22 protein-coding genes are annotated in these 18875 nt (G+C 72.2%); 10 read left to right on the top strand and 12 right to left on the bottom strand.

Going from position 1 to position 18875, the window contains the following annotated elements:
* The first annotated feature begins 6 nt into the window (after window positions 1-6).
* Together ACQPY4_RS04720 and ACQPY4_RS04715 are read left to right on the top strand one after the other, a co-directional pair.
* Window positions 7-1347, top strand: coding sequence for a cytochrome ubiquinol oxidase subunit I (locus ACQPY4_RS04720; RefSeq protein ID WP_433332790.1), 1341 nt, complete (start codon window positions 7-9; stop codon window positions 1345-1347).
* Window positions 1344-2240 carry a cytochrome d ubiquinol oxidase subunit II gene (locus tag ACQPY4_RS04715; RefSeq protein ID WP_433332788.1) on the top strand — a complete coding sequence of 299 codons (897 nt, stop codon included), beginning with the start codon at window positions 1344-1346 and terminating at the stop codon, window positions 2238-2240. The genes ACQPY4_RS04720 and ACQPY4_RS04715 overlap by 4 nt, the downstream gene beginning before the upstream one ends.
* 44 nt (window positions 2241-2284) lie before the next feature.
* Here ACQPY4_RS04715 and ACQPY4_RS04710 read toward each other — a convergent pair whose 3' ends face one another.
* A complete protein-coding gene (locus ACQPY4_RS04710; RefSeq protein ID WP_433332786.1) occupies window positions 2285-2917 on the bottom strand; it encodes a TetR family transcriptional regulator in 633 nt (210 codons plus the stop codon).
* A gap of 72 nt (window positions 2918-2989) precedes the next feature.
* Between ACQPY4_RS04710 and ACQPY4_RS04705 the strand changes: the two genes are divergently transcribed.
* Entirely contained in the window at window positions 2990-5299 is a 2310-nt protein-coding gene (locus ACQPY4_RS04705) for an MMPL family transporter (protein ID WP_433332784.1), read from the top strand.
* Here ACQPY4_RS04705 and ACQPY4_RS04700 read toward each other — a convergent pair.
* From ACQPY4_RS04700 to ACQPY4_RS04680, 5 genes are all read right to left on the bottom strand, one after another.
* Window positions 5296-6030: an alanyl-tRNA editing protein gene (locus tag ACQPY4_RS04700; protein WP_433332782.1), complete on the bottom strand. Its 735-nt coding sequence runs from the start codon at window positions 6028-6030 to the stop codon at window positions 5296-5298. The two genes, ACQPY4_RS04705 and ACQPY4_RS04700, sit on opposite strands and share 4 nt — an antisense overlap.
* Before the next feature lie 6 nt (window positions 6031-6036).
* Window positions 6037-6375, bottom strand: a complete 339-nt coding sequence (locus ACQPY4_RS04695) for a DUF2516 family protein (protein ID WP_433332780.1) — start codon at window positions 6373-6375, stop codon at window positions 6037-6039.
* Between the two features lie 101 nt (window positions 6376-6476).
* A complete protein-coding gene (locus ACQPY4_RS04690; protein ID WP_433332778.1) occupies window positions 6477-6995 on the bottom strand; it encodes a hypothetical protein in 519 nt (172 codons plus the stop codon).
* The gene (locus ACQPY4_RS04685; RefSeq protein ID WP_433332776.1) at window positions 6992-7447 is read right to left on the bottom strand and encodes a helix-turn-helix domain-containing protein; all 456 of its coding nucleotides are present in this window, start codon (window positions 7445-7447) and stop codon (window positions 6992-6994) included. The genes ACQPY4_RS04690 and ACQPY4_RS04685 overlap by 4 nt, the downstream gene beginning before the upstream one ends.
* Before the next feature lie 120 nt (window positions 7448-7567).
* Window positions 7568-8515, bottom strand: a complete 948-nt coding sequence (locus tag ACQPY4_RS04680; protein ID WP_433332774.1) for a neutral zinc metallopeptidase — start codon at window positions 8513-8515, stop codon at window positions 7568-7570.
* A gap of 85 nt (window positions 8516-8600) precedes the next feature.
* Between ACQPY4_RS04680 and ACQPY4_RS04675 the strand changes: the two genes are divergently transcribed.
* From ACQPY4_RS04675 to ACQPY4_RS04655, 5 genes are all read left to right on the top strand, one after another.
* Entirely contained in the window at window positions 8601-10322 is a 1722-nt protein-coding gene (locus ACQPY4_RS04675) for a DUF2207 domain-containing protein (RefSeq protein ID WP_433332772.1), read from the top strand.
* Window positions 10323-10380: 58 nt separating this feature from the next.
* The gene (locus tag ACQPY4_RS04670) at window positions 10381-10590 is read left to right on the top strand and encodes a hypothetical protein (RefSeq protein ID WP_433332770.1); all 210 of its coding nucleotides are present in this window, start codon (window positions 10381-10383) and stop codon (window positions 10588-10590) included.
* Window positions 10591-10650: 60 nt separating this feature from the next.
* A complete protein-coding gene (locus tag ACQPY4_RS04665; protein ID WP_433332768.1) occupies window positions 10651-11340 on the top strand; it encodes a FadR/GntR family transcriptional regulator in 690 nt (229 codons plus the stop codon).
* Window positions 11337-12551 (top strand): CynX/NimT family MFS transporter, encoded by a 1215-nt coding sequence (locus ACQPY4_RS04660; protein WP_433332766.1) that lies wholly within the window; start codon window positions 11337-11339, stop codon window positions 12549-12551. The genes ACQPY4_RS04665 and ACQPY4_RS04660 overlap by 4 nt, the downstream gene beginning before the upstream one ends.
* A 105-nt stretch (window positions 12552-12656) precedes the next feature.
* A complete protein-coding gene (locus tag ACQPY4_RS04655; protein ID WP_433332764.1) occupies window positions 12657-12920 on the top strand; it encodes a hypothetical protein in 264 nt (87 codons plus the stop codon).
* On the opposite strand, the gene ACQPY4_RS04650 is transcribed toward ACQPY4_RS04655, so the two are convergent.
* On the bottom strand, window positions 12899-13897 hold the full coding sequence (locus tag ACQPY4_RS04650) for an asparaginase (protein ID WP_433332762.1): 999 nt from the start codon (window positions 13895-13897) through the stop codon (window positions 12899-12901). The two genes, ACQPY4_RS04655 and ACQPY4_RS04650, sit on opposite strands and share 22 nt — an antisense overlap.
* A gap of 80 nt (window positions 13898-13977) precedes the next feature.
* Entirely contained in the window at window positions 13978-14805 is an 828-nt protein-coding gene (locus ACQPY4_RS04645) for a 3-keto-5-aminohexanoate cleavage protein (RefSeq protein ID WP_433332758.1), read from the bottom strand.
* A gap of 20 nt (window positions 14806-14825) precedes the next feature.
* On the opposite strand from ACQPY4_RS04645, the gene dtd reads away from it, so the two are divergent.
* On the top strand, window positions 14826-15251 hold the full coding sequence (gene dtd, locus ACQPY4_RS04640; protein ID WP_433332756.1) for a D-aminoacyl-tRNA deacylase: 426 nt from the start codon (window positions 14826-14828) through the stop codon (window positions 15249-15251).
* A gap of 3 nt (window positions 15252-15254) precedes the next feature.
* Here dtd and ACQPY4_RS04635 read toward each other — a convergent pair whose 3' ends face one another.
* The 4 genes from ACQPY4_RS04635 to ACQPY4_RS04620 all read right to left on the bottom strand — a co-directional run bounded on the left by ACQPY4_RS04635 (window position 15255) and on the right by ACQPY4_RS04620 (window position 18125).
* Window positions 15255-15764, bottom strand: a complete 510-nt coding sequence (locus ACQPY4_RS04635; protein WP_433332754.1) for a hypothetical protein — start codon at window positions 15762-15764, stop codon at window positions 15255-15257.
* Between the two features lie 129 nt (window positions 15765-15893).
* Window positions 15894-16883 (bottom strand): YgfZ/GcvT domain-containing protein, encoded by a 990-nt coding sequence (locus tag ACQPY4_RS04630; protein ID WP_433332752.1) that lies wholly within the window; start codon window positions 16881-16883, stop codon window positions 15894-15896.
* Window positions 16884-16910: 27 nt separating this feature from the next.
* On the bottom strand, window positions 16911-17327 hold the full coding sequence (locus ACQPY4_RS04625) for a Fur family transcriptional regulator (protein ID WP_433332750.1): 417 nt from the start codon (window positions 17325-17327) through the stop codon (window positions 16911-16913).
* 312 nt (window positions 17328-17639) lie between these two features.
* Window positions 17640-18125, bottom strand: coding sequence for an FABP family protein (locus ACQPY4_RS04620; protein WP_433332748.1), 486 nt, complete (start codon window positions 18123-18125; stop codon window positions 17640-17642).
* Window positions 18126-18488: 363 nt separating this feature from the next.
* Between ACQPY4_RS04620 and ACQPY4_RS04615 the strand changes: the two genes are divergently transcribed.
* Entirely contained in the window at window positions 18489-18854 is a 366-nt protein-coding gene (locus ACQPY4_RS04615; RefSeq protein ID WP_433332746.1) for a DsrE family protein, read from the top strand.
* The last annotated feature ends 21 nt before the right edge of the window (window positions 18855-18875 follow it).

Here is an 18875-nt window from a genome sequence, read left to right as displayed (position 1 = left end):
GGTCGTATGAGCACTCTCGCGCTCCTCACCGACTCGGGCGGGGCGGCCTCCCCCGCCGACTTCGTGGCGGCCCGCCAGCAGATGGCCTTCACGCTGGGGTTTCACATCATCCTGGCGTCCATCGGCATCGGGCTTCCCGCGATCACCCTGCTGGCCGAATGGCGGTCGCTGCGCACCGGCGACGCCGTCTACGCCGAGCTCGCCCGGCGCTGGATGAAGGCGGCGGGCGTCCTGTTCGCGGTCGGGGCCGTCTCGGGCACCGTGCTGTCGTTCGAGATGGGCACGCTGTGGCCCGGCTTCATGGACAAGTACGGGCAGGTCTTCGGCGCCGCCTTCGCCCTGGAGGGACTCGCGTTCTTCATCGAGGCGATCTTCATGGGCATCTACCTGTACGGATGGGACCGGCTGTCGCCGCGCGTCCACTTCCTGACCGGGGTGCCCGTCGTGATCGCCGGGCTGCTGTCGGCGTCGTTCGTGGTGACCGTGAACTCCTGGATGAACCAGCCGCGCGGGTTCAAGCTGGTCAACGGGGAGGTCACCGACGTCGACCCGCTCGCGGCCATGTTCAACCCGGCCACGCCCGTCCAGGCCGTCCACCTGATCCTGGCCTCGCTCATGGTCTGCGGGTTCGTGGTCGCCTCGGTCTACGCGGTGGCGCTGCTGCGCGACCGCAGGGCCGGACGCGACGACCGCTACAACCGGCTCGGGTTCGCGATCCCGTTCTCGCTGGGCGCGGTCTGCGCGCCGCTCCAGGTGCTGGTGGGCGACTGGGCCGTGCGATTCGTGGCCGACAACCAGCCGATCAAGTTCGCCGCGATGGAGGGCGTCGAGCACACCGAGGCCGGGGTGCCGTTCCGGTTCGCCGTGTTCGAGATCCCCAACGCGCTGTCGCTGCTGCTGAGGTTCGACTCCAACGCCACGCTTCGCGGGCTGGACTCCTTCCCGGCCGACGTCCACCCGCCCACCGAGGTCGTCAAGATCTCCTTCGAGATCATGATCGCGATCGGGATGGCGCTGCTCGCGCTGGCCGCCTGGTGGGCCTTCGCCTGGTGGTGGCGCCGCCGCAGGCCCGGCTCCGAGTTGCCCTTCCGGACCTGGTTCCTGCGTGCCGCCGCGCTGTCGGGCGTCGCCGCCGCGGTGGCCATGCTCGCCGGGTGGACGACGACCGAGGTCGGACGCCAGCCCTGGATCGTTTACGGGGTGATGCGCACCGAGGAGGCCGTCAACCCCAACCCCGGCCTTCGCTTCGGGCTCTACATCGTGCTGGTCGTCTACACCGTCCTGGCCATCGCGACCGTCAGCGTCCTGCGGCGGATGCGCCGCCGCCGTCCGGAGGTGGAGGCATGAACCTCGCCGACATCGCGCTGGGACTGATCCTGCTGGGACTCTCGGCCTACCTGCTGTTCGGCGGCGCCGACTTCGGCGCCGGGCTCTGGCACCTGACCAGCCGCCGCCGGGACGAGAAGCACGTGATCGAGCATGCGATGGGCCCGCTCTGGGAGGCCAACCATGTCTGGCTGATCTTCGTGATGGTCATGACCTGGACGGCGTTCCCGCCCGTCTTCGCCGAGGTGATGAGCGAGCACTGGGTGCCGCTCTCGCTGGCCGCGCTCGGCATCGTCGCCCGGGGCAGCACGTTCGTGTTCAGCAAGGCCGTCCCCGACCAGGGCTGGTACGCCTGGATCTTCGGGGTCTCCTCGATCGTCACGCCGTTCTGCCTCGGCGCGGTCGCCGCGACGATCGCGACCGGCGGCCCGGGCTGGCTGAGCCTCACCGGGATCTACGGCGGCGTGCTGACCACGGCCCTGTGCGCGTACCTGGCCGCCGTCTACCTGATCTGGGACGCCCGGCGCCTGGCCGACGACACCGTGTCGCTGCGATTCCGGGGCTACGCCCTCATGTCCGGTGTGGCGGTCGGGCTGCTCGCCCTCCCGGGTGCCCTCGCCTACAGCGTCGAGTCGCCCCTGCTACTGCTCTCGGCCGCCGCCGGAGTCGTCTCGCTCGTCCTGCTGGTGAAGCGCTCGTACCTGGCGGTCCGGGCGACCGGCGCCCTCGCCGTGGTCAGCGTGCTGTGGGGCGCGGCCGAGATGGCCGGGCTCGACCTGGACGCCGCCGCCGCGCAGGACGTCGTCCTGGAGGTGGTGTTCACCGCGCTCGGGGCCGGGGCACTGATCCTGGTGCCCTCGATGACCTGGCTGTTCGTCCTGTTCCAGCGGGCCTCGCGCGAGGCGGCCCGGTGAGGGCCGGGCTCCGGCGCGGGCGCCACCGCGCCGGAGCCCGGTGTTCAGGGGCCGGACGGACGGGTCAGCGCCGCCACCGAGGCCAGGCCGTTCTCCACGATCGCCAGCGCCCGATCGAGCGCCGCCCGCGTCTGCTCGGCGCTGTGGCCGTGGCGGCGGCAGTGCAGGATCACCGCGTGCATTCCCCCGCAGGCGACGCCGGAGACCGCGACCGCGTCGATCGCGTCGATGCCGGGGCACAGCTCGTGGATCCTGGCCTCGATCTCGCGCTGCGCCTCGTCCAGCCGCTGCAGGGCGCGGGCCTGCAGGGACGGCCGTTCGAGCACCAGCCGCACCTGGACCGCCCCGTAATCGCCGTGCTCGGTCGCCAGCGCCTCCAAGATCTCCACCGTGCCCCGGCGGATGGTCTCCAGCGGCGCCTCGCCGGGCGGCGGGTCGGCCAGGCCCTCGGCGACCTCGGCCATCCGGTCGTCGAGCTCGGCGAAGACCACGTCCTCCTTGCTCGGGAAGTAGCTGAAGAACGTGCGCGGTGACACCTCGGCGGCGGCGGCGATGTCGGCGATCGTCGTCTCCTCGTAGCCGCGCTCGGCGAACAGCCGCAGCGCGGCGTCGGAGATGGCCCGGCGGGTCTGCCGCTTCTTGCGTTCGCGCAGGCCCGCGCGCCCGGCGTGATCCATGCCACACAAATTACCACGACTGCAAAGTTGCAACTATTGCAAAACTGCACCGGACGTGTTTTTCTGCCGATCATGGCGCGTTTCCTGGACGGTCTCGGCCGCTGGTGCGTGCGGCGCCGGCGCACCGTTTTCGAGCTGTGGCTGGTCCTCATGCTCGCGACCGGCGCGCTGGGCCTGGCCCAGGGCGGCATGTTCGTCCAGCAGAGCTCGCTGCCCGGCACCGAGACCCAGCGGTCCATCGACGCGCTCAAGCACGACTTCCCCGCCTTCACCGGCCCCACCGCGACCGCGGTCTTCCACTCCACCGCCGACGCGAGCCCGGGCGACTGGCGCGTCGCGCTCGCCGTCGGCCGGTCGATCGAGAACATCAACGCGCTCGACCGGGTCGCGTTCGTCGAGAACCCCTACGTCGAGGGCTTCGGCGGGATGAAGAGCCACGACGCCGTGGTCGTCCGGCTCAACTTCGCCGGGACGATGGGCGACGTCCAGGCCGAGGACCTCAAGCGCCTGGAGACGGCCGTCGAACCGGCCCGGATGGCCGGCCTGGAGGTCAAGTTCGGCGGCATCGCCGCCATGCTCCTCAACCAGCCCAAGGGCGGCCCCCAGGAAGGCCTGGGCATCGTCCTGGCGCTGGTGGTGCTGCTGCTGGCGTTCGGCTCGTTCCTGGCGGCGGGCATCCCGATCCTGGTGTCGCTGTGCGGGCTCGCCGTGGCGTACTCGCTGATCCACTTCTCGGCGTCGCAGTTCGAGCTGCACCCGACGGCGCCGATGGTGGCGGCCATGCTCGGCCTCGGCGCCGGGATCGACTACGCGCTGTTCATCGTGACCCGCTACCGGCAGCAGCTCGCCGAGGGCGACGACGTCGAGACGGCGGTCGGCCGGGCCATGGCCCACTCCGGGCACGCGGTGGTCTTCGCCGGCGGGACGGTCGTCTTCGCGATCTGCGGGCTGTTCCTGTCCGGCATCACCTTCGTCGGCCGGATCGGGCTGGCGTCGGCGGTCACGGTCGGGCTCATGGTGCTGGCGGCGCTGACGCTGCTGCCCGCCGTCCTCGGCGCGCTGGGCACGCGCATCGACCGCTACCGGCTGCCGCGCGCGCGTCCCGACCGCAGCGCGGAGCGCTGGATGCGCTGGGGACGCCATGTCGACCGCAACGCCTGGCCCTACGCGATCCTCGCCACGCTGATCCTGCTGGGGACGGCCGTCCCGGCCCTCTCGCTGCGGCCGGGGGTGATGGCCGACAGCATCGCCGCGCCGTCGATGGGCGCCCGCCAGGCCTACGACGTCGTCGCCGAGGAGTTCGGCGCGGGCCACTACAGCCCGTTCGTCATCGTCGTCCGCGTCCCGTCGGCCGAGAGGCCGCGCGAGCGGGAGGTGCCGGTCGTCAAAGGGCCCGAGGGGCTGTCCGGGCTCACCGGGCCCGCGGTGAAGCCCTCGCCGTCGCCGAAGGCGGCGCCCCGGGTGAAGGGCGCCCCCGATCTGACCAAGAAGCCGGACGTCCGGGCGGCCCGCATCGGGCAGGAGCTCAGGCAGCGCGTCGCGGAGGTCCCCGGCATCGCGTTCACCTCCGAGCCGGTCGTCGCGGGCTCCACGGCGTTCCTCCGGGTCATCCCCGAGGGTCCGCCGCACACCGAGGCGACCACCGCGCTGGTCGAGCGGCTGCGCACGAACGAGATCCCGGCCGTGCGGGCCCAGCACCCGGAGGCCACCGTCTACCTCGGCGGCGAGAACCCGGCGATCATCGACCTGGCGTCCAGGGTCAGCGACCGGATGCCCGGCGTCGTGGTCGCGGTGGTCGGGGTGGCGCTGCTCCTGCTGGTCATCGCGTTCCGGTCGATCATCGTCCCGATCAAGGCCGCGCTGATGAACCTGCTGTCGATCGGCGCCTCGTTCGGCGTGGTCACGGCCGTGTTCCAGTGGGGATGGGGCGTCGGCCTGCTCGGCATCGACCAGGCCGTGCCGATCATGTCGTTCGTCCCGCTGTTCATGTTCGCCCTGATCTTCGGGCTCTCCATGGACTACGAGGTCTTCCTGCTGTCGCGGATCAGGGAGGAGTACCAGCGCTCCGGCGACCCGCACGAGAGCGTGGTCGTGGGCATCGGCGCCACCGCCCGGCTCATCACCTCGGCCGCCCTCATCATGATCTTCGTCTTCGCCGGGTTCGTGCCGCAGCCCGACCCGACGGTGAAGATGATGGCGCTGGGCCTGGCCGTCGCGGTGGCCGTGGACGCCACGATCGTGCGGCTGGTGCTGGTGCCCGCGCTGATGAGCCTGCTCGGCCACGCCAACTGGTGGTGGCCGGGCCACCGGCGCCCCGAACCGGCCCCGTCGCCACCGCCGCCGCCCGTCGCCGAACAGCTCGAACTGGAGCCGGTGCCCTAGTCGGAGATCTTGATGCGCAGGCGGCGGAAGCCGCGGCCCTTGTTCTCGACCTTGGCCACGGTGATCCGGCCGATCTGCCGGGTCGAGGCCACATGGGTGCCGCCGTCGGCCTGGGTGTCGAGCCCGACGATGTCGACGATCCGCACGTCCTGGACCTCGGGCGGGACGAGGTTGGTCGCGGTGCGGATGATGTCGGGGATCTCGAACGCCTTCTCCCGAGGCAGCGTGCTGACCTCGATGCGCCGGTCGCGCTCGACCTCCAGGTTGCAGGCGTCCTCGACGGCCTGCTTGAACCCGGGCGGGACCTCGCGCAGGTCGAAGTCCATCCGCGCCGAGAGCTCGTCCATGTTGCCGCCCGTCACCAGGCAGCCGTAGTCGCGGAACACCACGCCGCACAGCAGGTGCAGGCCCGAGTGGGTGCGCATCAGCGCGGTGCGGCGGTCGTCCTCGACGGCGCAGCGCACGCTCGTGCCCACCGGCGGGACGGGGTCGCCCTCTTCGGGGATGAGCACCAGGTCGTCGCCCTTGCGCACCCCGGCGATGCGCGTCTGGACGCCCTGCCAGAGCAGGACGCCCCGGTCGGGCGGCTGGCCGCCCCCGCCGGGGTAGAACGCCGACCGGTCGAGGACGACGCCCTCGGCGTCGGAGTGGAGCACGAGCGCCTCCCACTCGCGCAGCGCCTGGTCGTCGAGTTCGAGCCGGGCGGTGCGCCCGTGGTCATGGGTGGTCACGTCCGCTTACCAGGGGCCGTAGGGGCCGGAGTTGGAGCCGCCGCCCTTGCCGCCCTTCTTCTTGTAGGGCTTGACGGCGGGCTTCACGTCGGCGAGATAGATCGCCGCGACGATGAACGCGCCGATCGGCAGGAACGACAGCAGCGACAGGAAGCCCACCGCGCCGCCGAGCCCGACCACGTTGGCGACCACCAGCAGGATCAGCCACAGCTTCTTGGTCTGCTTGTCGGTGGCGGCGAAGGCGCCCTCCGGGACCTGGAGGATGTCGATCAGCGCCAGGACCTCGAACACGAACGCGACGACCGCCAGGAACCAGAAGAAGTAGAAGAGCCCCTCCGTCAGCATTGCCAGCACCTCTCGTCGCGCGCGCACATCGGAGTACCCACCCTATTGAACGCGCGGGCCCGGCCGGGTGATCCCGGCCGGGCCCGTCCGCTCGATCGCGGCTACGCCTGGGTCTTCTTGGCGCCGGGAGCGGCCTTGGCCTGCGCCTGCGCGGTCTTCTTCTGCTGCGCGGCACGGGCCTTGGGGGCCGGCTTGGGCTCGGGCTCGGTGAGCTCGGCGACCTCGACGGCCTCGCGGTGCACGACGCGCTTGCCGCGCTCGGCCAGCTCGTCGACGAACTCGAACGTGCGGGTGCCGAAGTGGGTCACGTACGCGACGGCGGCGCCGGGAAGGTCCTTGACCTCCACCCGGTCCTGCAGCTTGGTCACGTTCTCGCGGACCTCGACGCGGTACTTGTCCACGGTGCCGCGAACCTGCTCGCGGTACTTGCCGACGGTCTCGCGGACGTCGCCCTGGTATTCGCGGGCGGTCTCGCTGGCCTTGTCCTGGTACCGGGTGGCGGTCTCGCGGGCCTTGGTGACCTGCTCGGGAACCTCGCGGATCTTCTCGACGGCCAGGTCACCGGCCCCCGCCAGGGTGTAGACGGCCTTGTTCTCGCGGAGGGTGCTGGCGAGCGTCATCCGACTTCTTCCTTTCCTTCGGGTGGCCCGGCCGCGTCCTTGGACGGCGCGGCTGCGGGCGAGGCGTTCTCGGGCTGCGCGGGCTCCCCTTCGTCGGAAAGCACGCCCTCGGCTTCGTTCTCCTTCTGGAACGACGCGTAGATGTCGAGCAACACCTGCTTCTGCCGTTCGGTGAGGACCAGGTCGGCCCGGATCGCGGCCTGCACATCGGTGTCGGCCTCGCGGGCCTCCAGAATGCCGGCCTGCACGTACAGCACCTCGGCGGAGATCCGCAGACCCTTGGCGATCTGCTGGAGGATCTCGGCGCTCGGCTTGCGCACGCCGCGCTCGATCTGGCTCAGGTAGGGGTTGGAGATCCCCGAGACGTCCGCGAGCTGCCGCAGCGAGATCTTCGCCCGCGTGCGCTGCTCCCGGATGTACTCGCCGATCGAGCCGACCTTCGAACTTGCCATGTTCCCACCCTGCGTCATGGTGCTTGCAATTGCAAGCACGCTTGCTAGCACCCGCCCGTGACATCGCTCACAAGGGCTTTCACCATGATCTCAGGCGATTCGGGCGCCCCGGAGCGGACGTCAGCCGACGGCGGCGGACGAGGCCGTCCAGGTGTTGCAGGCGGCGGGACGCTCGTCCCGGTACCCCCGCACGACCCACCCGGCGTAGTTGCGCGAGGACCCGTGGTCGCGCCTGCTCTCGGCCTGGTGCTCGTCGCCCCGTCCCCGGACGTCGTTGATCATCGCGGTGTACTGCCGCCGGGTCATCGGCAGCGTGGCCCGCTCCGCGCCGAGGAAGGCGCCCGCCAGGCACTGCGCCTGGAGCTCGATGCGACGGCTGGCTTCGGCGCGCGGCGGGCCGCTCGTCCGCTCCATCTCCCGTTGCCCGTAGGCCAGGATCCCGGCGCGCTCCTGCACGTGGTGGGCGTACTCGTGCGCGATCACCCGGGCGAACACCGCCGAGTGCGCCAGCGGCTCGCCGCCCGACGTCTCGACGATGTGGCGAAGGCCGACGTACATGGTGCCGTTGGCCGGGCAGTAGAACGCCGACGTCCCCGGGCTGGGGTAGGTGCCGCACGGGCTGCGTCCGGGCTGGTCCCAGAAGACGCGCTTGGGACGCTCGAACTCCATCCGCGCCTTGCCGAACTGCTTCTCCCAGGACGCGTCGAGGCAGTCGCTGAGCCCGTCCATGAACCGGCGCATCGACGCCGTCCCCGGGGACAGGACCGACAGCCTGCACTTCACCGGCGTCAGCGTGCCCGTCGCGTACAGCGGGCTGCGCGTGGCGGCCTCGCGGCTGACCGAGCGCTCCGAGCGCAGGCCGGTGCCCCGGGCGCCGTCGTCCGGCCCGAGGGCGGTGTACCCGAGGATGCCCGCCACCGCGAGCGCGGCCAGGGTGCCGACGAGCCCGGCGATCGCCCCGCCCGCGGTCCTGCGGGGCGGGCGCCGCGCCGGACCGTGACGATAGGGGTCGTGAACCGGCGACCCCTGCGGGCGTGCGAGCGCCGGAGGGGGCGAATGGCCGGTCATAGCGGAAAATCATCGCACAACCCGATCAGCCCAGGTCAGGACGGTGGAGACCGGCCGTCACCCCGGGCCGCTAGCATGTGCGGCCATGCGCGCATTTGTGCGGCCGTTGATCGCCTCTCTGGCCGTCGCCGCCGTCGTCCCCCTGGCCCTCCCGGTCCCGGCGACCGCGAAGGAGGCGTCGGCCGCGCCCGAGCGGGTCATCCGCGACGAGGCCGCGCTCCGGGTGGGGCCGGGCAGCCGCGTCCACGTCCGCGAGACGATCGTCTACGAGTTCGCCGGGCGCAAGGGCTTCCAGCGCTCCTACATCACCCGCGCGCACGACGGCATCGAGCGCGACCGGGTCTACAAGATCGAGAACCTGCGGGCGTCCAGCCCGGACGGCGGGCCCGCGCAGGCGGCGCTGTCGCACTCGGGCACCCGCTCCACCCTCAAGGTCACCGGTCCGAGCACGCTCACCGGCCACCGCACCGTGGTGCTGGACTACGACCTGCGCGGCGCCATCGCCCCGATGGGCTCGATCGAGGAGCTGCGCTGGCCGGCGGTCGGCGGCTGGAAGGTCCCCGTCGAGCAGGCCAGGGCCACGGTCGACGGCGGCGGGATGATCCGTGACGTCAACTGCTTCGCCGGTCCCCCCGAGAGCATCATCGGCTGCACGCAGTTCTACACCAACCACGCGCGCACGCAGGGCATCTTCAGCCAGCGGCAGCTCCAGCCGGGCGAGTTCCTCACCCTGGCGGTGGGCTACCCGCCGGGCACCACCAAGGGGCAGGCGCTGTACGAGCGGCGCCACACCGTCACCACCGCGTTCTCCGTCAACGGGGTCACCGGCCTGGCGCTGGCCGGCCTTCTGGTGCTGCTGGTCGGCGGCTTCCTGCTGCTGTACCTGCTGCGCGGGCGCGACGCCCGGGTGGTCGGCAAGAAGGCCGCCGAGGGCGACCACGCGCCGGTGGCGGGGTCGGAGTTCGAACCGCCCGACGGCGTGCGTCCCGGCCAGATCGGCACGCTGATCGACGAGCAGGCCGACGTGATCGACGTGACCGCCACAATCGTCGATCTGGCCGTCCGCGCCTACCTGCTGATCGAGGAGGACGACCGCGCGGTGACCGGGCGGCTCGACTGGACGCTGCGCCGCCTCGACCGTCCCGACGACCTGCTGCCCTACGAGCGGCTGCTGCTCGACGCCCTGTTCACCGCGCCGGACGGGACGGCCCGCGCGGCGGTCAAGCTGTCGGAGCTCGGCGGCACGTTCTCCACCCAGCTCGCCCGGGTCCGCTCGGCGATGTACGACGACGTGGTCGAGCAGGGCTGGTTCGCCCGGCGGCCCGACACCGTCCGCTCGCGCTGGACGATGGCCGGCATCGTCATGACCGTGCTCGGCGTCGCGGGCACCGTCGCGCTGGCGCTGTTCACCGACTTCGCGCTGGCCGGGCTCGCGGTGATCATCGCGGGCGCCGCGATGGCGTACGGGGGGCAGTACATGCCCGCCAAGACCGCCAAGGGCTCCACCGTGCTGGCCCACACGATCGGCTTCCGCGCGTTCCTCGAACGCGGCGAGATCCCCACCGGCGACGGGGCCTCGCGGCAGCGCGTCGCGCTGTTCTCGCGCCTGCTGCCCTACGCGGTCGTCTTCGGCTCCGTCGAGCCGTGGGCCAAGACGGTCGAGAACGAGGGCGAGCGGGCCGAGGGCGCCGACAACCTCTACTGGTACGAGGGCCCGGCCGAATGGGACCTGTCCAAGTTCGCCGAGTCGATGCGCGTGTTCACGCTCACCACCTCGGGTTCGATCTCCCAGTCGCGCGGCCTGTGAGCGCTCGCGGCGGTTGAACTCCGCTGCCCGGGTAGGGCCGGGTGCGGAGGTGTCTTCGATGGACAACTACTGGCTGGTCGTCGCGCCCGTGATCGTCGCGCTGGCGCTGGTGGCCTGGATCGCGATGACCGTCCGCGCCTCGCGCAGGCGGGCGCGCCCCGAACGCACGCGCGGCGGCGTGCCGCACCGCGGGCCCGTGCAGGGCGGGATCATCGAGGGCGACCCGGGCCAGCGCAACCGGCGCGACGAGGCTCCTCGGAGGGGCTGATCGGGGACCCTTCCGCCACCATCGGTAAGATGTCTGACATCTAGCCTTATGGAGGCGTTTGTGGTCCTGAGTCCCGTGCCCGGCGGATCCACCGTGGACGCCGTGCTCGACCAGTTGCAGGCCGAGGTCAGCGACGGCACCTGGAAGGTGGGCGACCGGATCCCGGGCGAGCTCGACCTCGCCGCACGGCTGGGCGTCAGCCGTCCCGCGGTCCGCGAGGCGATCCGTGCCCTGTCGCATGTGGGGGTGCTCGACGTCCGGCGCGGCGACGGGACCTACGTGCGCAGCAGCGCCGACCCGCGCCCGCTGCTCCAGCGGGTCGGGCACGCCACCCTGCGCGACGTCTTCGAGGTGCAGCTCGCCTACGACGTCCAGGCGGCCCGGCTGGCGGCGCTGCGGCGCACCGACGCCGACCTGGACCGGCTCGAAGTGCTGCTCGCGGCCCGCGACGCGGCCTGCGAGGCCGCCGAGTTCGGCGAGGCCGACGCCCGCTTCCATCTGGGCGTCGTCGAGGCCGCGCGCAATCCCGTGCTCGTCGAGGCGTGCCGGTTCTTCGTCCGGCGCCTGGGCGACTCGCTGCGCGCGGTCCGTCTCGACCATGAGGTCCCCGAGGCCGGGCCCGCCAAGCACCGGGCGGTGCTCGACGCGATCGCCGCCCGCGACGCCGACGGCGCCGCGGTGGCGGCCGCCGCGGTGATCGAGCCCACGCTGGCCGTCCTGGCGGGCCTGGTCGGCCAGGACGAGCGGTGACCGCCCGGCGCGAGCGCCTGCTCGGGCTGGCACTGATCATCCTGGTGGCGGTCAACCTGCGTCCCGCCATCACCTCGGTCGGCCCGGTGCTCACCGAGATCCGCCACGACTTCGGGCTCTCGGGCACCGCGGCGGGGGCGCTGACCACGCTGCCCCTGGTCTTCTTCGGCGTCTACGGGCTCGCGGCGGTGTTCCTGCGCCGCCATCCGCGCGGCGAGACGCTGCTGGTCTCCTCGATGGCGCTGCTGGTGGTCGCGCTCGGGCTGCGGCTGCTGGACGCCCCGGTCGCCCTGTTCACCGGGTCGCTGGTCGCCGGGATCGCGATCAGCGTCGGGAACGTGGCCATGCCCGCCATCATCAAGCGCGACTTCCCGGGTTCGATCACCACGGTGACCGCGCTCTACACGGTGGCCGTGACGATCGGGGCGGCCGTCTCGTCGGGCATCGCGGTGCCCGTGCAGGACCTGTTCGACAGCGGCTGGCGGCTGCCGCTGGCCCTGTGGACGATCCCCGCCGCGCTCGCGGCCGTGGCCTGGCTGCCGCGCGCCTGGCGGGCCGCCGGAGGGCCCGCGCCCGCCGCGCCGCCCACCCGCGCGATGACCGCCCGGGTGTGGCGGTCGCGGCTCGCCTGGCACGTGACGGTGTTCATGGGCGTCCAGTCGCTGCTGGCCTACGTCGTCATCGGCTGGCTGCCGACGATCTGCCAGGACCGCGGCCTCGGCGAGACGCCCGCCGGGTACGTGCTGGCGCTGTCGGCCTTGTCGCAGGCCGTCGGGAACCTGGCCATGCCGCTGCTCGCCCGGCGGATCGGCGACCAACGTCCGCTGGTGATCACCGTGGTGGCGCTGAGCCTGATCGGTTTCGCCGGGATCGGCTGGGCCCCGATCGGCTCGGTGTGGCTGTGGGCGTTCGTCCTCGGCCTCGGGCAGGGCATCGGCTTCGGCACCGCCCTGGCCTTCCTGGGGCTGCGGGCCCACGACGCCGGGGTGGCCGCCCAGCTCTCGGGGATGGCCCAGGGCACCGGATACGTCATCGCGGCGCTCGGACCGCTGGCCATCGGCGCCCTGCACGACGCGACCCACGGCTGGACGGTCCCGATCCTGGTGTCGATGGCGATCGCGGCCGGGCTGGCCTTCCCCGGACTGGCCGCCGGGCGCAACCGGACGGTCGGCGCGCCCGAGCCCGTCCCGGTCTCCCCCGCGCTCGGCTGAGCCATTTTCCGGTCAAGGCCGGGCGCGAGGGAGACCCCGCAGGTCAGAACGCGCTTACCATCGCATTGAGGACGCTTCCCTCATCTCACCGTGGAGGTGGATCCGATGGACGCGACCGTTCTCGCCGACGCGGGCCAGGTCGGCCATGGCGTGGGCCTGTGGCTCGGCCCGCTGGTCATCTCGCTCTCGCTGCTGATCGCGCTGACGGGGGTCTTCCTGGCGTCGTCCCGGCGGGTCCACCCCGCCCGGCGCAAGGACCAGTCGCCGCACCGGGGCCCGATGGAGGGCGGGCTGTACCGCTACAGCCCCGGGATGTACTCGCACAGCTACCCGCCGGGGACCGTCCGCTACAAGGACATGGCCTCCTGACCCTGGCCGAACAGGCCGGGCACCGCCCGGACGGCGCCGACGAGCGCCTCGCCGCCGTGCAGCGGGAGCGTGGCGAGCTCCGCCAGCACCTCCTGGTCGGCCCCAGGAACGCCGTCCAGGCCCAGGGCGCGCAGCAGCGCCACCGTGACCGGGGTCCGCGCCCGCATCGCCCCATCGTCGATCTTGAGGGCTCCGGCGCGGCCGTCGGCGAACGCGAACGCGTCCACGCCCTCGAACCCGCACTTGACCAGCAGGCCCGGGACGGCGTCCATCAGCCGCCGCTCCTCGCGTCCCGTCCCCGAGGTCCATTCGGGATGGGCGCGCATCGCGTCGGCCACCCGCCGCTCCGGCGAGCCGGGACCGCCCAGCAGCACGGCCCGGAACCCGCGCGCCACCCCGAGGGTGGAGATCGCGAACAGCGGGGCGCCGCAGCCGTCGACGCCGACCGCGACGGGTTTCTCGCCCGTCAGGTCCTCGACCGTCTCGCGCACCGCGGCCTGGAGGGGGTGGGCGGGGTCCAGATAGTCGCCGGTCGTCCAGCCCGCCGCGACGCACGTGGCCAGCATGGCGGCGTGCTTGCCCGAGCAGTTCATCCGCAACCGGGACTCGGCGCCGCCCGACCGCACCACCTCGCGCAGGGCCCGCTGGTCCATCGGCCAGTGGGCCGGGCAGCGCAGCGCCTCGGCCGTGAGCCCGGCGCCCGCGAGGATCCGTTCGGCCCCCTCCACATGGAAGTTCTCGCCCGAGTGGCTGCCCGCCGCGAGCGCGAGCGGCGCGCCGTCGAGATCGAGCCCCGACCGGAGCATGGCCACGGCCTGCAACGGCTTGTTGGCCGAGCGCGGGAAGATCGGCGCGTCGACCGCGCCCGCCCGCTCGGCGACGGCACCGGCGGCGTCCAGCCCGACCGCGGCGCCGCGGTGCCGCGACTCCACGAAGCCGGACCGCTCGACCTCGACCAGCACAGGATTGTTCTCCAACACGACCCCTTCGGATATCCGCGAGCGAAACCGCCGGTGCCGGACTCTCGGCCCGGGCCGGCGGCTCGCGTGCGATGTGGTCAGCGGGCCTTGACGCCCAGGAACTCGCGGGCCTCGGCCGTCGGCATCGGCGGGCGCTGCGCCAGCGTCGCGGCGGACACCGCGCGCTCGACCAGCTCGGCGTTGGCCGTGACGGGACGTCCCTTGGCCAGCGTGAGCGTGTCCTCCATGCCCACCCGCAGGTGCCCCCCGGCCGAGAGCGCGGCGAACATCACCGGCAGGCTCGTGCGCCCGACGCCGGTGGCCGACCAGGTGGCGCCCTCGGGCAGCGCCCGGACGGCGTCGATCAGCGTCGCGGCGTCCCCAGGCATCCCACCGGGAACGCCCATGACCAGGTCGCAGTGGACCCGGCCCCCGTAAGGCGCGCCGTGCTTGTCGAGAAGCCGGTGCAGGGACGCGATCTGTCCCAGGTCGAACAGCTCGAACTCCGGGACGATCTCCAGCTCCTGCGTGCGCTGGTAGAGGTCGACCATGAACGGCCAGGGGTTCATGAAGACGTCGTCGCCGAAGTTGACCGTGCCGCAGGTCAGCGAGCAGCCGTCCGGCCCGGCCTCCAGCACCCGGAGCCGGTCGTCGAAGGAGTCGGTGACCGCCCCGCCGGTGGACAGCTGGACGATCAGTCCGGTGCTCTCCCGAAGCGCCCGCACGGTGTCGCGCAGGCGGACGGGATCGAGGGTGGGCCGCGCCTCGTCGTCGCGGATATGAACGTGGATGACCGCGGCACCGGCGGCCTCGCACTCTTTTGCCGTCTGCGTGAGTTCCTCAAGGGTGACAGGCAGCGCCGGGACGTCCGCCTTGGCGGACTCGGCGCCGGTGGGTGCCACCGTGATGAGCGTCTTTGCTCCCATGCCAGGCAGAATGCCTGGTCATGAGAGCAGTCGTCCAGAGGGTGAGCCAGGCGAGCGTGACGGTGGACGGTCGCGTCGTGGGTGAGATCAAGGGTCCGGGCCTGCTGGTGCTGGTGGGCGTGACCCACGACGACGCCGGCGAGCGGGCGCGGCGGCTGGCGTCCAAGCTCTGGGGGCTGCGCGTGCTCGACGGCGAGCGCTCGTGCTCGGATCTGGACGCACCGCTGCTGGTGATCAGCCAGTTCACCCTCTACGGCGACGCCCGCAAGGGCCGCCGCCCGTCGTGGACGGCCGCCGCGCCGGGCCCGGTCGCCGAGCCCCTGGTCGAGGCCGTCGTGGACGAGCTGCGCGCGCTCGGCGCCACGGTCGAGACCGGCGAGTTCGGCGCCGACATGAAGGTCGCGCTCACCAACGACGGGCCGATCACGCTGATCCTGGACGTCTGAGGCTCACAGGCCCAGGAGCATCCCGGCCAGCGTCACCAGCGTGCCCACCGCCGCCAGGATGAGCAGCGCCCGGTCGGCCTGGGCCAGCCGGCTGCGCAGCTCGGGCGAGACGACCAGGGTGCCGGTGTCGCGCTCGGCGTCGGGCGGCGCGGCCTTGGCGAACGGGTTGCGCAGCCCGACCAGCCGCCACAGCGCCTCGTTCTTGATCTCCTGATGGGACGCCCCGCAGGCGAACAGCCGTCCCCTGGCGGGCTCGCGGCACGAGAACCCCTTGGCCGTCATGACCCGGCAGATCGTCGGGACGAGCAGGAACTCGTACAGGCACCACAGCAGCAGCGTGATCAGGGCGAGCCGCCACGAGCCCACCCACCAGGCGAGCAGGAGCAGCACCGCGAAGCCGCCCCACCACACCAGCGCCGACTCGCGGCGCGGGCGCCGCCGGCGCGCCTGCGGCCGGGGTTTGCGCGAGGGCGCGTCCTGTTCGATGGGCGGCGGTTCCTCGTTCGCGCTCATCGGCCCGGTCTCTCCCCGTCTGGCCAACCAACCCACCCGAACCGACCTCCCGGCCCCGGACGCCCCGCACCCGGGAGCCGAACGGGCATCGTCTGTGCCAGATTCGATTTTGCCCGCGCGATAGGCGTTTTACGCCCGCTTTGCCGCGTGTCGACGAAGTTCGATCTTCGCGTTGGCGCCCGTCTCCGGGGAGACCACCACCTCCTGGCTCGCCGCGACCCCGTCGGCCAGCAGCTCGGCGTCCACCGGGACGTTCCGCTTGACCAGACCGAGCGCGATCGGGCCCAGCTCGTGGTGGCGGGCCGCCGAGCCCACGAACCCGACCGTCCGGCCGCCAGGGATCTCCAACGGGGAGCCGTGCGCGGGGAGACGGTCGGCGCTGCCGTCCAGATGCAGGAACACCAGCCGCCGCGGCGGACGTCCCAGGTTGTGCACCCGGGCCACCGTCTCCTGCCCCCGGTAGCACCCCTTCTCCAGATGGACGGCCGTCTCGATCCAGCCCATCTCGTGCGGGATCGCCCGGTGGTCGGAGTCGAGCCCGAGCCGGGCTCGGTGCGCCGCGATCCGCAGCGCCTCGTAGGCCCACAGCCCGGCCGGACGGGCCGCCTCGGGCAGGCCGGGAAGGGCCGCGCGCGGCACGAGCTGTGTCACGCCCGCCACGTCCGGCAGGGTGAGCGCCCCCGGTACGACCCCGGCTCCGGTCACGACCGCGTACTCGTCGCTCAGATCGGCCACCTCGACCCGCAGCATGAACCGCATCTTGTCGAGGAAGGCCGCCAGGTCGGGCGCGGTGCCCGGCTCGACATGGGCCCAGACGGCCTCGCCGTCGTCCACCAGGTGCAGGTGGTGCTCGACATGGCCGGTGGGGCTCAGCAGCAGCGCCTCGGTCGCCTCGCCCGGCCGCAACCGCTCCAGGTGCTGGCTCAGCAGGCTGTGCAGCCACCGCAGCCGGTCGGGGCCCGAGACGCGCACCACGCCGCGGTTGCTCCGGTCGGTGAACGCCTCGCCGCGCTCCAGGGCACGCTGCTCCTGGGCGGGCTCCCCGTAGTGGGCGGCGATCTCCTGGTCGGGCGCGTCGGCGGCGACGGCGCCCTTGTGCTTCAGCAGCGGGCTCTCCATGCCCTTCAGGCTATGCGCCCGCGCCCCTCATGCGTCCCGGCAGTCGCGGCAGCGTCCGTAGACCGTGAGGTGATGGACGTCGGTCTCGAAGCCGAACGTCTTCTCCAGCCCGCCGGCCAGTCCCTCGGCGGCCTGCGGATCGACGTCGTTCACCGTCCCGCAGTCGCGGCAGACCAGATGGATGTGCTCGGCCTCGGCCGCGAGGTGGTAGTTGGGCGGGCCGTGCCCGAGGTGGGCGTGCTTGACCAGCCCGAGCTCCTCCAGGAGCTCCAGCGTCCGGTACACGGTGGAGATGTTGACGCCCTTGGCGGTGCGCTGCACCTCGGCGCAGATCTCCTCCGGCGTCGCGTGCTCCAGATCGGTCACGGCTTCCAGGACCAGCTGGCGCTGCGGGGTGACCCGGTACCCCTTCGCCCGCAACTCCTCCTGCCACGTGTCGGCCATGGTCCGAAGTGTAGGCGCCCGGGGCGCGGCACGGTGATCGAAAAAAGTCGCTTGCCTCGATCGAGAGCGCTCGCATAGCGTTCGGGTTACGCGCGAAAGGAGGTGGTCCAAGGAATGGTTGATTCTAGGACTCGCGAGGTGGCTGTCCGCTAGTCGCCGTTCACGCCTCGTAGCCGCTTCGGCGGCCCGGTCGTGTGACGCGACCGGCGAATACCAGGCAGTTACCCGGTCCCCGGACTGATGGACCCGTCCTGTCCATCCCCGCCCCCTACGGGTGGGAAGGTCCGGGGATCGTTTTATGTCCGGGGTGCCTCAGCCGACACGCTTGAGCTGCGCCGACAGGTGCGACTGGAGCTTCTCGCCCATCGCGGCCATGTCGTAGGCCCACCCGAGATCCTCGCCGATCAGCCCGTACAGCCGCTTGCCGCCGGTGACCTCCTTGGCCGTCTGGGTGCGGGCCACCACGTCGGTGACCAGCTCGACCCGGTTGAAGGCCACGTTCCCGACATAGATCTCCACGATGCCCGTCGGGTGCGCCAGCGTCACCTCGACCTGGTGGTCGGGCTGCGGACGCCAGTACCCGGTCTCGGTGCCCAGCAGGCGTCCCAGCGTGCCGTCCGGCTCGATGAGCCAGGTGCGGCTCGAATAGATCAGGAACGGCTTCCCGTTGTGCGTGAACGAGATCTCCTGGCCGAAGTTGAACGGCTCGATCGTGGGGTAGCCGCCGACACCGGCGCCCTCCCACGTGCCGATCAGGAACTTCAAGGGCTCAAGGTCGGGATGCGGCTCAGGCTCCATGACCTCAGAGCCTAGCTGTGTTTAATGAAATCCCGGCCCACCTACGCTCGCCTGGCGGCTCGCTCCGGTGACCACGATTTTGCGATTGCTGCATCGCTTCGCGATCTCGCCGGGAAGCTTCGCCTTCGGCTCGCTTCCCGCTCATTAACGCAATCGCGCGCGGGGCTGGGGCCGGTGCGCGACGCGTCCGGGCGGCCATGAGCGCTCCCACGCCCTACTTCAGGCGCGACAGCCGCACCACCAGCAGGACGGCCAGCACCGCGACCGCTCCGAGGGCCAGGACCAGGACTCCAGCGTTCACCATGCCACCCACGGCCGCCAGCCTAGTGCTCGCGGTGTGCGACGGCGGCTACGCTGCCGGTCATGGCGAGCTCTCTAGTGATCAAGGCGACGGCCGGGGCGTCCGACGGGGCCGAGCGGTGCAACCAGGCGTTCAACGTCGCGGCCGCCGCCGTGGCCAGCGGGGTGCCGGTCTCGCTGTGGCTCACCGGCGAGTCGAGCTGGTACGCGCTGCCGGGACGGGCCGCGGAGTTCGAACTTCCGCACGCCACCCCGCTCGACGACCTGCTGGCCGTGGTGATGTCCGGGGGGCGGGTGACGCTCTGCACGCAGTGCGCGGCCCGCCGCGACATCGGGCCCGACGACGTCATCCCCGGCATCCGCATCGCCGGGGCCCCCACGTTCGTGGAGGAGATCACCACCGAGGGCGCCCAGGCTCTCGTCTACTGATCCGCGAACGACAAAGGCCGG

The sequence above is a fragment of the Spirillospora sp. CA-294931 genome (assembly GCF_050946795.1).
Taxonomy (GTDB): Bacteria; Actinomycetota; Actinomycetes; order Streptosporangiales; family Streptosporangiaceae; genus Spirillospora.
The sequence above is the reverse complement of the archived record's forward strand: the minus strand, read 5'-3'. Positions and strand labels throughout refer to the sequence as shown.

Coding starts and splice junctions, on each gene's coding strand:
- ACQPY4_RS04720 (WP_433332790.1), top strand. CDS start 7: ATGAGCACTCTCGCGCTCCTCACCGACTCGGGCGGGGCGGCCTCCCCC.
- ACQPY4_RS04715 (WP_433332788.1), top strand. CDS start 1,344: ATGAACCTCGCCGACATCGCGCTGGGACTGATCCTGCTGGGACTCTCG.
- ACQPY4_RS04710 (WP_433332786.1), bottom strand. CDS start 2,917: ATGGATCACGCCGGGCGCGCGGGCCTGCGCGAACGCAAGAAGCGGCAG.
- ACQPY4_RS04705 (WP_433332784.1), top strand. CDS start 2,990: ATGGCGCGTTTCCTGGACGGTCTCGGCCGCTGGTGCGTGCGGCGCCGG.
- ACQPY4_RS04695 (WP_433332780.1), bottom strand. CDS start 6,375: ATGCTGACGGAGGGGCTCTTCTACTTCTTCTGGTTCCTGGCGGTCGTC.
- ACQPY4_RS04690 (WP_433332778.1), bottom strand. CDS start 6,995: ATGACGCTCGCCAGCACCCTCCGCGAGAACAAGGCCGTCTACACCCTG.
- ACQPY4_RS04685 (WP_433332776.1), bottom strand. CDS start 7,447: ATGGCAAGTTCGAAGGTCGGCTCGATCGGCGAGTACATCCGGGAGCAG.
- ACQPY4_RS04680 (WP_433332774.1), bottom strand. CDS start 8,515: ATGACCGGCCATTCGCCCCCTCCGGCGCTCGCACGCCCGCAGGGGTCG.
- ACQPY4_RS04675 (WP_433332772.1), top strand. CDS start 8,601: ATGCGCGCATTTGTGCGGCCGTTGATCGCCTCTCTGGCCGTCGCCGCC.
- ACQPY4_RS04670 (WP_433332770.1), top strand. CDS start 10,381: ATGGACAACTACTGGCTGGTCGTCGCGCCCGTGATCGTCGCGCTGGCG.
- ACQPY4_RS04655 (WP_433332764.1), top strand. CDS start 12,657: ATGGACGCGACCGTTCTCGCCGACGCGGGCCAGGTCGGCCATGGCGTG.
- ACQPY4_RS04645 (WP_433332758.1), bottom strand. CDS start 14,805: ATGGGAGCAAAGACGCTCATCACGGTGGCACCCACCGGCGCCGAGTCC.
- dtd (WP_433332756.1), top strand. CDS start 14,826: ATGAGAGCAGTCGTCCAGAGGGTGAGCCAGGCGAGCGTGACGGTGGAC.
- ACQPY4_RS04635 (WP_433332754.1), bottom strand. CDS start 15,764: ATGAGCGCGAACGAGGAACCGCCGCCCATCGAACAGGACGCGCCCTCG.
- ACQPY4_RS04630 (WP_433332752.1), bottom strand. CDS start 16,883: ATGGAGAGCCCGCTGCTGAAGCACAAGGGCGCCGTCGCCGCCGACGCG.
- ACQPY4_RS04625 (WP_433332750.1), bottom strand. CDS start 17,327: ATGGCCGACACGTGGCAGGAGGAGTTGCGGGCGAAGGGGTACCGGGTC.
- ACQPY4_RS04620 (WP_433332748.1), bottom strand. CDS start 18,125: ATGGAGCCTGAGCCGCATCCCGACCTTGAGCCCTTGAAGTTCCTGATC.
- ACQPY4_RS04615 (WP_433332746.1), top strand. CDS start 18,489: ATGGCGAGCTCTCTAGTGATCAAGGCGACGGCCGGGGCGTCCGACGGG.